Here is a 14820-nt window from a genome sequence, read left to right as displayed (position 1 = left end):
ACTCAGGGCTTGTTGCGGCCCGACCGGCTGAGCCGCCACTCCGGCGGGAAGTTCAGGTCGTTGTCCTTGACCACGTTGTTGAGGCCCTTTTCGAAGGTGCCTTCGGTGAGGTCGACGTCGTTCTGCTGGTCGTTCTGGATCAACGGCAGCATGCCCTCCACCATGCCGGTCAGCAGGCTGCCGAAGTACTCGCCCTTGTGCTGCTTGTAGAGCTCGAGGAACGTCTTCTGCACCGCGACGGTGTCGGTCGGCCGCGACTTCGAGCACGCCAGTGCGTACTTCTCGGTCTCGGCTTCGAGCTGGTCGCGGGGCACCACGCTGTTGAGGAAGCCGCACTCGTACATCTCTTTGGCGCTGAACGGGCGTCCGGTGAACAGCATCTCGGAGAACTTGCGCAGGCCCATCGTCTCGGCCCACCACCACAGCCGCGGCCCCCACCCGACGTAGCGGAACGCGGGGTGGCCGAAAAGCGCGTCGTCCGACGAGATCACGAGATCGGCGTCACCGGCCTGGTAGAAGTGCCAGCCGTAGCAGTAGCCCTTGGCCTCGATGATGCTGATCTTGCGTAGCTCCTGCAGCGGCCGGTTGCCGGCCCGCGCCTTGGCGTAGAAGTCGGTCACCGTCGACAGGTACCGGTAGGAGCCGCCCGGCGGGTACCTGACGTCGTCGTCGTTGATCGCCAACTCGTGCAGCAGCGGCATGCCCGGGCTCTCCAGCATGTCGCGCTGTTCGGGAAGGTCGCCGCCGCTGCCGAAATCCTCGCCCTCGCCGCGGATGACGACCACCTTGACGTCGTCGTCGACGTTGCACTTGTGAATCAGGTCCGCATAGAGCTGGCGCATGCCCATCGTGGTGGAGTTCTGCGCCTCCGGGCGGTTGAAGGTGATGTAGGCGATCCGGTTCTTCCGGTCCTTGTCGAACCGGATGTGTTGTTCGGCTTCGCGCTTCATCTCTTCGTAGTCGTAGTCGGGCAACCTCATCTCCTCACACTTCGTGCTTCCTCGAGTCTGCGGCCCCGTATCAGGGGCAGCTGAACGCCTGTGACGCAACGTGATCCGTCAGAGGCGAAGTTCAACAATCCCGGCGTCGTCCGTTCCGGGTCTCGGCAACCGTCACCACTTGCTGATCAGTTTGTCAGCGACGGAGACCGGCGGGGCTGTTTGTACTGTCCGCTTAGAAATTGACGCGGCGACGCTGCCGGCACTTTCAAGATCAGCACACGCGACACACCGGCAACATCCGCCACTACCGTCACATTGCGCGCCAAGATGACCCTGCAGCAAAGCCACCCGGGCTCCGCTGCCCGAGACCGTGAAGGTGAAGAGTGCGTCACAGACGACGGCGGGCCCTGCTGACCACAGCAATGGCGGTGACCGTCGGACTGGTTGCCACCACCGTGATCGGCAGCGACCTCGCCCAGCACAAGCGCCCCCGGCGCGTGCTGGCGGTCGCCACCGTCACGATCAACCCCGCGCCGACGACCACGGCCATCGCCGACTCGGACGTCTACGGGATGACCCAGGCCGACGTCGACAAGACGATGGACACCCTGCGGGCCGACAACGTCAAGGCGGTCCGCCTGATGGTTCCGTGGGCCGGCGTGGAAGCGACCCACGGCGTGCTGGACTGGCGCACGGTCGACAAGACCGTCAACTCGGCCGCCTCCCGGGGCTTGGCCGTCGTCGCGATGGTGAACTCGACGCCGCGCTGGGCGGTCGGATCGGGCGGGCAGTACCTGAGCGGTCGGCCCGCGTCCCCGGCGGCGTACGGCGATTTCGTCGCGAAAGTCGTGACCCGATACCTGGGCAAAATCGCGGCGGTCGAAATTTGGAACGAACCGAATGCGATCACCTTTTATACGCCCGCCCCCGACCCCGCCGGTTATGCCGAGTTACTCAAGGCGGCGTATCCGAAAATCAAGGCGATCGATCCGTCCATCGAGGTGCTCGGCGGTTCCGTCGGATCGGTCATCGACGTCAACGGAATGGCGATCAATCCGGTCGCGTTTTTGACCCGCATGTACGCCGCGGGCGCCGGCCCGTATTTCGACGCGCTGACTTTCCATCCGTACCACTACAGCCTGAAGTTCTCCGCCGGCGTCGGCATCGCGAACTCGCCGGTTCTGCAGTTGATGCAGATGCGCCAGATCATGGTCGCCAACGGTGACGACGCCAAGAAGATCTGGTGCACCGAGTACGGCCAACCCGTCTCCAGCGGGGGAGTGGCCAGGCAGACCGACTACATCAGCGACATGCTGCTGAAGTGGCAGGAACTGCCCTACACCGGGCCGATGTTCATCTACACCACCCGCGACCGCCACACCGGCAGCATCGGTGCCGAGGACACCGTCGGCATCTACAACACCAACTGGACGCCCAAACCCGCGCAGGCGACGGTGCGTGCCGGTGCGTCGGGCGCCATCGCCAAGTCCGCCGAGTTCACCCGCTTCGCGGGCTACACCGACGAGTCCGCGGGCACGCCGCTGTCGCCGGTCTACCGGACCACCGACAACGTGTGGGCGCAGGTCCGCACCGTCGACACCGTCTATGAGACCGCGACCGGATTCGTCACCTCGCCCAACCCGGTGGCGATCAAGGCCGGCCTGTATGTGGTGAGCCCCAAAGGTCCGTTTGCCGACGGCTACCAGGACTTCAACAAGACCAACGGGCTGCGGGTCTGGTACTCGGAGGCCACGGGCGCGCATTCCGGCAGTGGCAACATGGCCGCCGCCTGGGTGCCCGAGCTCGGCCTCGCCCTGACCGACGAGGCGGGCGGGCTCACCGGAACGACCATGCAGTTCCAGAACGGCAAGATCACCTGGACACCGTGGGCGGGCACGCAGGTCACCTGGAACCCCGGGCACGGTCCGGGCGCCACCCCGACAACCCCGTCGACCTCCTCGACCACGACAACTTCCGTCCCCACGACGACTTCGTCGAACCCGCCGACAACGTTGCCGACATCACAGCCGCCGGTAACTCCCACACCGAAACCGCCAGCAGGCAATCCCATTTACGCGGTACTGACTCTGCTCGGTGGTTTGCTCGGCTCACTCACCGGTCAGCGATAACCGCTACGGCCTGCAAGAAGTCCGCCATATCGCTGTATTGCGGGGACTTTTTTATGTAACAATCGCTGTGGAAACTCTCTTCGAGAGTTCTTTTTTTGGGGAGACGGAGGCGATCATTCCTACGTCACATCTGCGCATCACCGCGGGCGTATGTGTGCTCGCCGCCGGACTGTTGTTCAGCGGCAGTGCGATCGCGCTCGCCGACGAGTCCGGTAGCACCTCCTCGGGACCGAGCCAGGGATCCGAATCCGGGTCGGTCGGCGGCTCCACCGGGGCCGACGGCAACAAGGAATCGAACGTCGGTGCGCAGGGCACCCAGACCACCACGGGGACCGTTCACAACACGTCGACCGGCCCGACGACGTCGCAGCAGACCGAGCCAGACGATGCGGTCGACGCGACCCCGCTGAGCACCGACGACGAGAAGGACCAGGCTCCGGCCGGTGACTCGGAGCCGACCGGCTCCGCCACGCCGTCGACGCCCGCCGCCGGATCCGAGACCGCGCCGACGCCGTCGGCCAGCACGCAGGCCCCGGCTCCGACGCCCACCGCGACCTCGCCCGCCGACGCGGGATCTTCGTTCGCGTCGACGCCCGACGCGCAACCGCCCGTCGTTCCCGCCGCGATCCCCTCCGCGGTCACTCCGCCCGTGAACCCGGTGTGGAAGGCCATCTCGCCGGTGACGAACGCGTTCAGCACCGTCGGCAACGTGATGAACTCCGTTCCGGGAACCCTCGCCGAGCTGCGGACCTCCACGACCCCGGTGCGCGACGCGATCGCCTCGGTGCAGGAGATGCTCACCACGGTGGCCGGCGCGATGATGCCGCTCGCGCAGGTGCCCGGCGACCTGTACGCCCTCCTCGGCGTGCCGGTTCCGCCGAACCAACCGCTGATCGGAGCGGGCGGCTCGTTCGACGCGGTGAAGGTCAAGGCCCCGCCGGCCGGTGCGCCGCTGTTCGGGCCCAACGCCGCCCAGGTCGAGGTCGCACCGCCCGTCGACAGCGGCCCACTGTTCGGCACGCTCGCTCCGCGCCCGTCGCTGGGCGAGGTCGCCTCCGCCGACCTGACCAAGCCGCTGTCGGTTTCCGGCACGGTGCCGCTGAAGATGGACCCGCCGAGGACCGCTCAGTCGATCTTCCAGCACGTGATCGAAGCGGTGCTGGTTCCGGCCTCGTTGACCGCGCTCGCGGCGGTCGCGCTGCCCGGTGTCGGCGCGCTGCTCATCGTCGCCGCGGCCGGCGTCCGGTTGGGCTACCGCCAGGCCAAGGCGGCGCTGACCATGCGGGCGTCGGGCATTGCGCGGTTCGCCGGCCCGGGTCCGCTGGGCGTCGTCAGGTCCGGTTCGTTGATCAAGCTCCGCCAGCGTGCCCGCGGCCCGCGCACCACCCGGGCGGTATGCCCGGAGGCGCAGCCGGCACGCACGGCCGAACCGGTGCGCACCCTCGAACGCATCGCCTAGAGACGCGTGCGCGCGGTGGTCAACACCGCCTCGATCTCGGTCCACGTCCGGCGCACGATCTCGGTGACCGGCAGTACCTCCTGAATGCGTGAGGACACCTGACCGGTGTTGGCGACGCTGGCGTCCATGTCGCCGTCGAAGTACAGCTCGGTGATCCGACCCAGCAGCGAGGCGTTCGGATCATGCGCGGCGACCCGGGCGGCCAGGCCGGTGTGCAGCACCCGCATCGTGGGGTTGCCCGGGACGTTGAGCATCACCGTGCCGGCGTCGTTGGCGGCGACGATCGCGTCCTTGAAGTTCGCGTGCACGGCCGACTCCAGGCTGGCCAGGAACCGGGTGCCCATCTGAACGCCCTCGGCGCCCAGCACCAGCGCGGCGGCCGCCGACTTGGCGTCGCACATCCCGCCGGCCGCGATGATCGGCAGGTCGACGTGTTCGGCGACGAGCGGCAGCAGCACCATCGTCGACGCACCGAGCATCGACTTGAACCCGCCGCCCTCCACGCCTTCGACCACCAACGCGTCGACGCCCGCGTCGGCGGCCTTGTGCGCCCCCTTGAGGGACCCGACCACATGCACGACCGTCATCCCCGCGTCGTGCAACCGCGCGGTGAACAGCGCCGGATCGCCCGCCGAGGTGAACACGTGGCGCACACTGGCGGCGGCCAGCGTGTCGACGATCGAGGGGTCGGCCTTCCAACCCTGGATCATCAGGTTGGCCGCGACCGGCCTGTCGGTGAGCTCACGTACTCGCAGCAGATCGGCGCGGCCCTGATCGGTGAGCGTCTCGATCATGTCGAGGCCGCCGGCCTCGGACACGGCGGCGGCGAGTTCGGCGCGGGCGATGTAGGTCATCGGGGCCTGAACGACGGGATAGTCGACGCCGAGCAGCGTCTGGATTCGGTTTCCCACCGCCCCATTGTGGAGGCAGATTTACATTGAGTGCTCTATGATTTGTTCCGCAGCAACGGTGCAGCCCGAGAGGACGGCAATGGCCAAACCGCCCTTGTCCATGAAGCCGACCGGATGGTTCCAGGTGGCCTGGTCGGCGGAGGTCAAACCCGGCGAGATCCGGCGGATGACGTACTTCGACCGCGAGATGATCTGCTGGCGCACCGCCTCGGGTGAGGCCGTGGTGATGGATGCCTACTGCGAGCACCTCGGTGCCCATCTCGGGTACGGCGGCCACGTCGAGGGCGAGGTCATCTTGTGCCCGTTCCACGGCTGGCAGTGGAACTCTGAGGGCCGCAACGTCTGCATCCCGTACCAGGACCGGCCGAACCGCGGCAGGCGGATCCGCAGCTATCCGGTCGCCGAGCGGAACGACTCGATCTACATCTGGCACGACATCGACGGCCGCGCACCGTATTTCGATGCGCCCGACATCTTTGCCAGCTTCGGCGACGACCGCACCGCCGCCGATTACTACCCGCCGATGACCCTCTACCGCGAGGGTCTGGAGATGCATCCGCAGTACGTGCTGGAGAACGGCGTCGACTTCGCGCACTTCAAGTTCGTGCACAAGACGCCGATCGTCCCGGTGTTCACCCGGCACGACTTCGCCGAACCGTGGTCCTATGTCGACTTCACGATCACGTTCGAGGGTGACGAGCACCAGTCGATCGACGACGTCAAGAGCGGGGTCGAAGCAATCAACGGTGGACTGGGGATCGCGGTCACCAAGAGTTGGGGCATGGTCGACAACCGGACGATCTCGGCGATCACCCCGGTCGACGAGCGCACGTCCGACGTCCGCTTCATGGTCTACATCGGCCGTACACCCGGCCGCGACGATGAGCGCGCCGAAGCCAAGGCCGAGCAGTTCGGCGCCGAGGTCATCCGCCAGTTCGCCCAGGACGTGCACATCTGGGCGCATCAGCGTTACTCCGATCCGCCCGCGCTGGCCACCGCCGAGTACGAAGGGTTCACCGCGCTGCGCAAGTGGGCCACCCAGTTCTATCCCGACGGCCGCGGCGGCAGCGCCGCGGACCTCCAATCAGCCGCTCCGGCAGGCACATCCGAGAAAGGCCGTCCCGAATGACCGCAACGCCCGCCCAACCGATCCGCGTCTTTCAGGTCGCGACCGGCAACCTCGGCACCGAGATGATCAAGCGGATCGGCCAACATCCGGACCTGCAACTGGTCGGCCTGCACTGCTACACCCCCGAGAAGGTGGGCCGCGACGCCGGCGAGATCGTCGGGATCGGCCCGGTCGGCGTGACCGCCACCGGCACGGTCGAGGAGATCATTGCCGCCGAACCCGACGTGCTGACGTTCCACGGCGTGTTCCCCGACGAGGATCTCTACGTCCGGGTGCTCGAGGCCGGCATCAACATCGTCACGACTGCCGACTGGATCACCGGCTGGCACCGCGACACCAACCATCCGCACCCGTCGGGCAAGCCCGTGTCCCAGCTCCTCGAGGACGCCTGCCGCAGAGGCGGATCGACGTTCTACGGCACCGGCATGAACCCGGGCGTGAACCAGATCCTGGGTGTGGTGTGCTCGGCCGACGTCGCCGAGATCGAGAACGTCACCACCATCGAGTCGGTCGACGTGTCGTGCCACCACTCGAGGGACACCTGGATCGAGGTCGGCTACGGCCAGCCGGTCGACGACCCCGAGATCCCCGGCAAGCTGGAGAAGTACACCCGGGTGTTCGCCGACAGTGTGCTGATGATGGCCGACTGCTTCGACCTGCAACTCGACGAGGTCAAGTTCAGCTACGAATTGGGCGCCTGCACAAAGGATGTCGACCTCGGCTGGTATCAGCTGCCGAAGGGGTCGCTCGGCGGGAACTACATCAAGTACCAGGGCATGGTCGACGGAGTCCCGCGGGTCGAGACGCATCTGGAGTGGCAGATGACCCCGCACACCGACCCCAGCTGGGACATCAAGGGCTGCTACATCACCCAGATCAAGGGTGACCCGTGTATCTACAACAAGCACATGATCTTCCCCAAGCCGGGCGTCGACCTGTCCAACCCCGAGGCGTTCGCGTCGATCGGCATGACGGTCACGGGAATGCCTGCGCTGCACGCGATCCGGTCGGTGGTCGCCGCGCCGCCCGGGCTGATCACCAGTGCGGACCTGCCGCTGCGCGGGTTCGCGGGCCGCTTCAAGCGGTAGCCGATGGCCCAGTCGACCAACGTCGCTCCGCGCCGCCCGGCCAACGGCAAACAGGTCCGGGCGGACCGCACCCGCGCGTCGGTCATCGACGAGACGGTGCGCTGCGTGCTGGAGGAGGGGTTCGCTGCGGCCAGCGCCAAGCACATCACCGAACGCGCAGGTGTCACATGGGGAGTGGTCCAGTACCACTTCGGCGACCGGGACGGGTTGCTGATGGCCGTCGTCGACGACGGCTTCAACCATCTGGTCGCGTGCCTGGGTGACCTGCAGGCCCGGATCACCGATCTGACCGGACGCGCGCGCACGGCGGCGGTCATCAACGCCGTCGCCGACGCGTTTCTCAGCCCGACTTCGGTTGCGGCGTTGGAGATTCTGATCGCGACGCGGACCGGGCGCGCCGACGTCGACCAGCGGCACCTCGCCGATCTGTTCTCGCTGCTGACCCGGCTGGGCCGCTACGTCGCCGAAGGCCTGGACGCCACCCACGCCGACGCGGTCGGCAACCTCATCTGGACGACGTTGATGGGTGCGATGGTCGCCGGGATGGCCGTGGAGCAGCCGATCGACGTCAGCCGGGAACTGCGCGCGCTGATCGACGTCGTCAGTACCTACGTCGAGGTGCAACTCGACGGGCGCTGACCGTCAGCGGGGCCGGGCCACGATCGTCGGCGCCTTGGCCGACTGGGCCACGCGGGAGGCGACAGAGCCGAGCACCAGCCCGGCGAACCCGCCCCGGCCGTGGCTGCCGAGCACGACGAGCTGGGCCTGATCGGAGAGGTCGACGAGCCAGCGGGCCGGCTGATCGCAGACCACGCGCCGCTGCACGCGGACGTCGGGGTAGCGCTCCTGCCAGCCGGCCAGCCGTTGTGCCAACACCTCCCGGCCTTCCTCCTCGTAGCCCTGCCAGTCCATCCCGAGCGCCGGGTAGACCACGTCGCTCCAGGCATGCAGCGCAACGAGATCGACGCCGCGGCGGGAGGCTTCGTCGAAAGCCAGTGCCGTGGCGTCCTCGGACGCGGGCGAGCCGTCGACGCCCACGAGCACGGGGGCGGTGTCGTCAACGGTGTCGTCGGCGTGCACGACCGCGATCGGCCCGTGCCCGTGGTGCAGCAGCCCGCCGCTCGTCGAGCCGAGCAGGGCGCGGCCGATCGCACCGAGACCTCGGGTGCCGCAGACGGTCATGTATGCCCCGCGCGAAGCGCCGACCATCGCCGACGGCGCTCCCGCGTGCACCACCTCGGTCTTGACCGTCGGCGGCGCCGCGTCGCCGGACGCCGACTGCACGAGCTTCTGCGCGTTGGCGAGCACTTCGGCGGCGGCGGCTTCCTGCGAGTCGAGATAGCTGGCCTCCAGGTAGGCCACCGGCCAGGTCACCACCACCGGAGGGATCGCGTGCAGCAGCACGACCGGCTGCTCGTGCAGGATCGCCTGGCGGGTGGCCCAGCGGATCGCGGCCTCGGAGTCCGTCGAACCGTCGACACCGACGAGGATTCCGTTCGGATGGGTGGTCATGGCGCACTCCTTCGTGAACCGGGAACTACACCTCGACGGTAGGCCGGGCGGCGCTTCCGCGGCAGGGACTTTGGTCCCGGCCCGCGATGCCGGTGGTCCCCGTCCGGCGGACCGCTCGTCGGGCGCCGCGTCGCCAGCACGCTGCCCGCGAGGATGAGGGCCAGTGCCGCGACGTTGCCGACCGTCAGCGGTTCGGCCAGCACGACCACTCCCGCGAGCAGCGCCACGGCCGGATTGATGTAGGTGAACACCAGCGCGCGCGGGGCGCCGACCTCGCGGATGAGCGCGAAGAACAACAGGAACGCCGCCGCGGTGCACACCACCCCGAGGACGGCGAGCGCCACCAGCACACGGGTCTCCGGCATCTGACGCGGCCAGGTCGCGACCGCCGGGGCCGCGTACACCAGCGCGGCGAACGTCAGGCAGACCGCGGTCATCGGCAGCGTCGGCACGTCGGCCAGTCGGCGCGCGGCGATCAGCGGCGCGATCGCGTAGCACGTCGCGACCAGCAACACCTCGACGATCGGCCATGTGGTGCCGCCGATGTGCGGACCGGCGAGCACCGCGACGCCGCCGATCCCCACGGCCAGACCGGCAATTCGCTTGGGGCCCAGCCGTTCTCCGCCGGTGCAACGGTCGAGCACTGCCGCGATGATCGGTGAGGCGGCGATCAGCAGACCGGTCATCGAACTGGTCAGGTGCCGCTCGGCGTCCGACAGCAGCCACCACGCCGCGATGATCTCGAAGAACGAGAAGGCCAGCAGCGCGGGCCAGTGCGACCGCACCATCGCGACGGTGCGCCGCGACAACGCCAGCGGCAGCAGCACCGCAGCGCCGAGCGCGACCCGGATGAACACCAGCACCGGGACGGACACACCCTCGACGGCGATCTTGATCAGCAGGTAGGGGATACCCCAGATGACGCTCATCGCGACGAACAGCGTCCACCCTCGCGAGCCCACGCCGACACCCTACGGGCGGCCGCCGACAGCCCGCCGATTGTCAGGCCCGGCTGAGCTCCGCGTAGCGCGCGACGTGGTAGTCGGTGGGGCCGAACTCGTACTGCAGTGCGGTCAGCCGCTTGAAGTAGTGCCCGATCGCGAGTTCCTCGGTCATCCCCATTCCGCCGTGCAGTTGCACCGACTCCTGGCCGATGAAGCGGGCGGCGCGGCCGATCGTCGCCTTGGCCGCCGAGACCGCGCGGGCGCGCACGTCGGGTTCGGCGTCGAGGTTGAGCACCGCCAGGTATGCCGCCGACACCGCTTGTTCGAGCTCCATGTACATGTCCACCATGCGGTGCTGCAGCGCCTGGAAACTGCCGATCGGCTGACCGAACTGATGCCGTTGTTTGGCGTATTCGACGGTGTCGGCCACCACCTTTCGCATGCATCCGACGGCCTCGGAGCACACCGCCGCCGCCCCCTCGTCGCGTGCCTGCGCCAGCGACGGCCAGGCGCCGCCCTCCTCGCCGAGCAGCGCGTCGGCAGGCACCCGCACACCGTCGAGGATCAGGTCGGACGCGCGCCGGTCGTCGACCGTGCGGTAGTGGTGCGCCTGCAGGCCCGTCGCGTGGGCGCCGACGACGAACAACGAGATCCCGTTGTTCGTGCGGGCGGTGACCAGCAGATGGGTGGCCAGCGGCGCGCTCGCCGCGACGATCTTGGCGCCGCGCAACACCCAGCCGTCGCCGTCGCGGTCGGCGGTGGTGGCGACCTGCGCCCAGTCGTGTCCGGAGGCTTCCTCGGTGGCGGCCAGCGCGACGATGGCGGTGCCGTCGACGATGCGCTCGAGTAGTCCCGACGCCACCTCACCGCCTGCGCGGTGCAGCAACCCGCCGGCGACCACGACCGTGTCCACGTACGGCTCGACCACGAGCGCGTGGCCGAGCGCCTCGGCGATGACCATCACCTCGACCGGCCCCCCGCCGATGCCGCCGACCTCCTCGGGCAGGGCCGCGCCGAGGATGCCGAGTTCGTTGGCGAAGCCCGCCCAGATGTCGGGGTGCCACCCGGCTCCCGACTTCGCCGCGGACCGGCTCTTCTCCAAGTCGTACCGAGTGGCCAGGAACTTGGTCAGGCCGTCGCGCAGCAGTTCCTGTTCCTTGCTGAGGTTGAAGTCCATCTCCACGCCGCCTGTTCAGAGTCCGAGAGCCGCTTTGGCCAGGATGTTGCGCTGAATCTCGTTGCTGCCGGCGTAGATCGAGCCGGCCCGGTCGTTGAAGTACCGCAGCGGAGCCACCGCCTGCCATGGTTCGCCGCTGAGGTAGCCGTCCGCCGGCGGCTCGAACTCCGAGATCGGCCCGCCGGGGCACGTCGCGTGCGGCTGGTAGACCCGGCCGCGGGGACCGGCCGCCTCCATCGCCAGTTCGGTGATCGCCTGGCTCAATTCGGTGGACAGCACCTTGAGCATCGAGGACGCGGCGCCCGGATTCCTGCCCTCGGCGACCGCGGCGAGCACGCGGTACTCGAGGATTTCGAGGACTTCGGTGCGGATCCGCGCATCGGCGAGCTTGCGGGAGAACGCGGGGTCGTCGAGGAGCCGGCCGCCGGCGGGCGCGGGCTGTTCGGCTGCGACCGCGGCGATCTCGTCGGCCATGACCTGGAGCGCCGGTGACGAGGCACCGCCACCGCGCTCGAACTCGAGCAGGTATTTCGCGACGGTCCAGCCGTCGTCGATCTGTCCGAGGACGTTCTTCTTGGGCACGCGGACCTCGTCGAAGAAGACCTGGTTCTGCACCTCTTCGCCCGACGTCATCACCAGCGGCCGGATCTCGATACCGGGTGAGGACATGTCGATCAGGACGAACGTGATGCCCTGCTGTTTCTTCTGCGTCCGCGAGGTGCGCACCAGCGCGAACATCCAATTTGCCTCGCGGGCATGCGTCGTCCAGATCTTGCTGCCGGTACACACCAGGTCGTCGCCGTCGTCCACGGCCGCCATCGACAGCGCCGCCAGATCCGAACCCGCTTCGGGTTCGGAGTAGCCCTGGCAGAAGAACACCTCGCCGGTCAGGATTCCGGGCAGGAAGTAGTCCTTCTGGGCGTCGGTGCCGAATTTGATCAGCGCATGGGCCACCATCCGGATGCCCATCGGCGACAGCGACGACGCACCGGCCAGCGTCGACTCGCGGCTGAAGATGTAGTGCTGGGTCAGGCTCCAGTCGCAGCCGCCGTACTCGACCGGCCAGGCCGGCGCGGCCCACCCGCGCTCGTGCAGGATCTGCTGCCACTGCATGCTCGCCTCGTGATCGGCGTACACGCTGGTCATCAGGCGACCCGCGCGGCGCAACTCGGGGGTCAGCTTCTCGTCGAGGAAGCTGCGTACCTCATCGCGGAACTCGGCGTCGGCGGCCGACCACTTCAGATCCATCGTCGTCCCCTGTCTTCAGGCTGAGCACACGGTAAACCTAGTTAATTACGTGGGCCGAGTCGGGGTGCGATAAGTGAATGGCGGTTCTGGCGTGTCCGCCGCTCCGCGCGTCGCGCCGGAATTCCGCCCCGCGCCGGCGGGCAAAGCCACTCCGGGCCGACCCGGTGCGAAATTGGTGTCCGCAGCACATTGACGCGGCGGCATAATTACTTGGATGGAGCGGCGACGAGACGGCCAGATGCCGGCATCCCCGATGGCGGTTCTCAACGAACTGCCCGCGCTGGTCGTGCTCGACCGGCTGCCGGTCCCGGTGCTGGCGATCGCGGAAGACGGGGCCATCGTGTTCGCGAACTCCGCCTTTGCCGACATGCTCGGCTATCCCGCCGAAGCGGTCGGGGCGCTGAAGTTCCGCGAGATCTTTCACACCATGCCCGCCGACGAGTCGGCGGTCTCGGCCATGCGCGCGCACGCGAACCTCATCGTTGAACTCACCCATGCCGACGGGTCGATCGTGCGCGCCCGGATGAGCAAGTCGGCGCTGCGCCGCGGCGATGACCCGGTCGCGCTGGCGACCTTCCAGGACCTGACCGAGCAACTCTGGGTCGAGGAACTCTAGGCCTATCCGGCCGCGTCACCGTCGGTGGCCTCGGTCGTGTGCCGCATGGACTCGCGCGCCAGGAACTGCCGGAAGTAGCCCAGCGCGTCGTCGGTGACGACGGCAGGCAGCAGCACCTCCCAGATCCGCGCCAGCCGGGCCAGCACATCGGCACCCGACGAGGTCGAGTTCGAGAGCAGTTCGGCGCCCAGCATCGCGCTGACGATCGTTTCGCCGACCGCCCGGTGATCGAGTCCCGGCCGGAGGTCGCCCTCCTGCATCGCCTCGAGCACGCGGGCCGACATCTCGTCGATCCAGCGGTCGTAGATCCGGCCCGCGGAGTCGTTGTATTCGCCGAAGGCGCGCAACAAATGGGTGCCGCTGCGGGCGACCATGTCGGTGCGGAGCAGATCGCCCACCAGGAAGCAGCCGTGGATGATGCGTTCCATCGCAGGCGCCGACGAGTCGCGGATCCGGTTGAAGACCCCGAACATCATCTCGCTGCCCTCTTCGATGATCGCGGTGGCCAGCGCCTCTTTGGAGTCGAAATGGTAGTAGAGCGCACCCTTGGTCATCTCGGCCCGCTCGATGATGTCGCCCAAACTGGCTGCGGCGTAGCCGATCTCGGTGAACAGCTGAACGGCCGAGATGATGATCCGCTTGCGTGTCGCCTCTGACCGTGCCTGGCGCACCATCGCCGGTCTACCTCCGCGGTCGGTCGGCCGTACCGGGCGGTGATGGCCTGGACCGGGATCATAATTCATTCCAGCGGGGTCACAGTGCGCGCGGCGACCGCGGTGCGGCGCTTGATGAACTCCGTCAGGTACGGGATACGGTCGGCGGTCGTCAGTCCGGGCAACAGCAGCGTCCACGCGGCCTGCAGGTCGCCGAGGAAGCGTCGAGGGTCGTCGAGGTCGCTGGCCTGGCGCAGACCCATGTACATGGACACCAGGACCCGGCCGAGCGCCTGCGGGTCGGTGCCGTTGCCGACGTCGCCCTCACCGACGGCCCGGTCGATCACCCGGGTGTACGCGTGCACCCACTGGCCGAGGACATCGGACTGCAGCCCGTCGGTCCTACCGATCGACTCGAGCAGGTTCAGACCCGCGCGGGCGGTCTCGTTGCCGATGTCGTCGGTCGCGATCAGATAGGTCAGATCGACGAGGGTCTCCAACCCCGACATCTTGCGGTCGAGGACCTCCTGCACCGAGGTCGTGGCCTCATAGACGCGCTGCTCGACGATCGCAAGGGCGAGCGCGTGCTTGGACCGGAAGTGAAAGTACATCGCGCCCTTGGTGACCGCGGCGTCGGCGAGGATGTCGTCGAGGCTTACCCGGCTGTACGGGCTGCGGGCGAACAGGTGCGAGGCGGCCCGCAGGATCTGCAGCCGCGTGGCATCCGATCGCCGATCGACTTGTTCGGTCACTGGGGGAGTGGCGCCGTTCGTCCGGAATTGCGTGCGGTCATTTGACCAGCCTCGCGATTCTTTCACCTGCAACGTCGAATGGGCGGCAGTGAGTCCGCCTGTCGGGTGGGTGCAGCAATCGGGCGCGCCTCCTTCTGTGTCTGCTGTGGCACCTGAGAATTACGCGGAATATTCACAGACTTTAAGTCATGTCCATGCGGTTGAAACAGCCAAAAAGTATGTAAGGTGCCTAATGTGATGACTTCGAGTCCAGCGTGCCTC

At 67.9% G+C, this 14820-nt stretch carries 14 protein-coding genes; 6 read left to right on the top strand and 8 right to left on the bottom strand.

The annotated features are described in order from the left end of the window. Positions 1-2: 2 nt before the first annotated feature. A complete protein-coding gene (locus BLW81_RS26070; RefSeq protein ID WP_083410825.1) occupies positions 3-974 on the bottom strand; it encodes an enoyl-CoA hydratase/isomerase family protein in 972 nt (323 codons plus the stop codon). Between the two features lie 389 nt (positions 975-1363). Here BLW81_RS26070 and BLW81_RS26065 point away from each other — a divergent pair, with 389 nt between their 5' ends. Then, positions 1364-3070 carry a glycoside hydrolase family protein gene (locus BLW81_RS26065; RefSeq protein ID WP_083409709.1) on the top strand — a complete coding sequence of 569 codons (1707 nt, stop codon included), beginning with the start codon at positions 1364-1366 and terminating at the stop codon, positions 3068-3070. Between the two features lie 154 nt (positions 3071-3224). Then, positions 3225-4529: a hypothetical protein gene (locus tag BLW81_RS26060; protein WP_083409708.1), complete on the top strand. Its 1305-nt coding sequence runs from the start codon at positions 3225-3227 to the stop codon at positions 4527-4529. On the opposite strand, the gene BLW81_RS26055 is transcribed toward BLW81_RS26060, so the two are convergent. Then, entirely contained in the window at positions 4526-5440 is a 915-nt protein-coding gene (locus BLW81_RS26055; RefSeq protein WP_083409707.1) for an NAD(P)H-dependent flavin oxidoreductase, read from the bottom strand. The genes BLW81_RS26060 and BLW81_RS26055 overlap by 4 nt on opposite strands. A gap of 79 nt (positions 5441-5519) precedes the next feature. On the opposite strand from BLW81_RS26055, the gene BLW81_RS26050 reads away from it, so the two are divergent. The 3 genes from BLW81_RS26050 to BLW81_RS26040 are packed head-to-tail and all read left to right on the top strand — an operon-like array spanning position 5520 to position 8296. Then, on the top strand, positions 5520-6569 hold the full coding sequence (locus tag BLW81_RS26050) for a Rieske 2Fe-2S domain-containing protein (protein ID WP_083409706.1): 1050 nt from the start codon (positions 5520-5522) through the stop codon (positions 6567-6569). Next, complete coding sequence (locus tag BLW81_RS26045; protein ID WP_083409705.1) at positions 6566-7657, top strand: NAD(P)H-dependent amine dehydrogenase family protein; 1092 nt, start codon at positions 6566-6568, stop codon at positions 7655-7657. The genes BLW81_RS26050 and BLW81_RS26045 overlap by 4 nt, the downstream gene beginning before the upstream one ends. A 3-nt stretch (positions 7658-7660) precedes the next feature. Next, complete coding sequence (locus BLW81_RS26040; RefSeq protein ID WP_083409704.1) at positions 7661-8296, top strand: TetR/AcrR family transcriptional regulator; 636 nt, start codon at positions 7661-7663, stop codon at positions 8294-8296. A 3-nt stretch (positions 8297-8299) separates the two neighbouring features. On the opposite strand, the gene BLW81_RS26035 is transcribed toward BLW81_RS26040, so the two are convergent. The 4 genes from BLW81_RS26035 to BLW81_RS26020 are packed head-to-tail and all read right to left on the bottom strand — an operon-like array spanning position 8300 to position 12538. Next, on the bottom strand, positions 8300-9169 hold the full coding sequence (locus BLW81_RS26035) for a universal stress protein (RefSeq protein WP_083409703.1): 870 nt from the start codon (positions 9167-9169) through the stop codon (positions 8300-8302). Continuing rightward, a complete protein-coding gene (locus BLW81_RS26030; RefSeq protein ID WP_083409702.1) occupies positions 9166-10131 on the bottom strand; it encodes a DMT family transporter in 966 nt (321 codons plus the stop codon). The genes BLW81_RS26035 and BLW81_RS26030 overlap by 4 nt, the downstream gene beginning before the upstream one ends. Before the next feature lie 40 nt (positions 10132-10171). Continuing rightward, positions 10172-11290, bottom strand: a complete 1119-nt coding sequence (locus BLW81_RS26025; RefSeq protein ID WP_083409701.1) for an acyl-CoA dehydrogenase family protein — start codon at positions 11288-11290, stop codon at positions 10172-10174. A gap of 15 nt (positions 11291-11305) precedes the next feature. After that, positions 11306-12538 carry an acyl-CoA dehydrogenase family protein gene (locus tag BLW81_RS26020; protein ID WP_083409700.1) on the bottom strand — a complete coding sequence of 411 codons (1233 nt, stop codon included), beginning with the start codon at positions 12536-12538 and terminating at the stop codon, positions 11306-11308. Between the two features lie 253 nt (positions 12539-12791). Between BLW81_RS26020 and BLW81_RS26015 the strand changes: the two genes are divergently transcribed. Then, positions 12792-13154, top strand: a complete 363-nt coding sequence (locus tag BLW81_RS26015) for a PAS domain S-box protein (protein WP_173839750.1) — start codon at positions 12792-12794, stop codon at positions 13152-13154. Between the two features lie 2 nt (positions 13155-13156). Here BLW81_RS26015 and BLW81_RS26010 read toward each other — a convergent pair whose 3' ends face one another. Next, complete coding sequence (locus tag BLW81_RS26010; RefSeq protein WP_083409698.1) at positions 13157-13828, bottom strand: ScbR family autoregulator-binding transcription factor; 672 nt, start codon at positions 13826-13828, stop codon at positions 13157-13159. 65 nt (positions 13829-13893) lie between these two features. Further along, entirely contained in the window at positions 13894-14559 is a 666-nt protein-coding gene (locus BLW81_RS26005; protein WP_083409697.1) for a TetR family transcriptional regulator, read from the bottom strand. Positions 14560-14820 lie beyond the last annotated feature (261 nt).

Source organism: Mycolicibacterium rutilum (genome assembly GCF_900108565.1).
Taxonomy (GTDB): Bacteria; Actinomycetota; Actinomycetes; order Mycobacteriales; family Mycobacteriaceae; genus Mycobacterium; species Mycobacterium rutilum.
Note: the sequence above shows the minus strand (reverse complement) of the source record. Positions and strands in the feature narration are given on the sequence as shown.

What these genes read in the sequence shown, in the direction of transcription:
- BLW81_RS26035 (WP_083409703.1), bottom strand. Translation starts at nt 9,169, where the DNA reads ATGACCACCCATCCGAACGGAATCCTCGTCGGTGTCGACGGTTCGACG.
- BLW81_RS26045 (WP_083409705.1), top strand. Translation starts at nt 6,566, where the DNA reads ATGACCGCAACGCCCGCCCAACCGATCCGCGTCTTTCAGGTCGCGACC.
- BLW81_RS26020 (WP_083409700.1), bottom strand. Translation starts at nt 12,538, where the DNA reads ATGGATCTGAAGTGGTCGGCCGCCGACGCCGAGTTCCGCGATGAGGTA.
- BLW81_RS26015 (WP_173839750.1), top strand. Translation starts at nt 12,792, where the DNA reads ATGGCGGTTCTCAACGAACTGCCCGCGCTGGTCGTGCTCGACCGGCTG.
- BLW81_RS26010 (WP_083409698.1), bottom strand. Translation starts at nt 13,828, where the DNA reads ATGGTGCGCCAGGCACGGTCAGAGGCGACACGCAAGCGGATCATCATC.
- BLW81_RS26040 (WP_083409704.1), top strand. Translation starts at nt 7,661, where the DNA reads ATGGCCCAGTCGACCAACGTCGCTCCGCGCCGCCCGGCCAACGGCAAA.
- BLW81_RS26065 (WP_083409709.1), top strand. Translation starts at nt 1,364, where the DNA reads ATGGCGGTGACCGTCGGACTGGTTGCCACCACCGTGATCGGCAGCGAC.
- BLW81_RS26050 (WP_083409706.1), top strand. Translation starts at nt 5,520, where the DNA reads ATGGCCAAACCGCCCTTGTCCATGAAGCCGACCGGATGGTTCCAGGTG.
- BLW81_RS26025 (WP_083409701.1), bottom strand. Translation starts at nt 11,290, where the DNA reads ATGGACTTCAACCTCAGCAAGGAACAGGAACTGCTGCGCGACGGCCTG.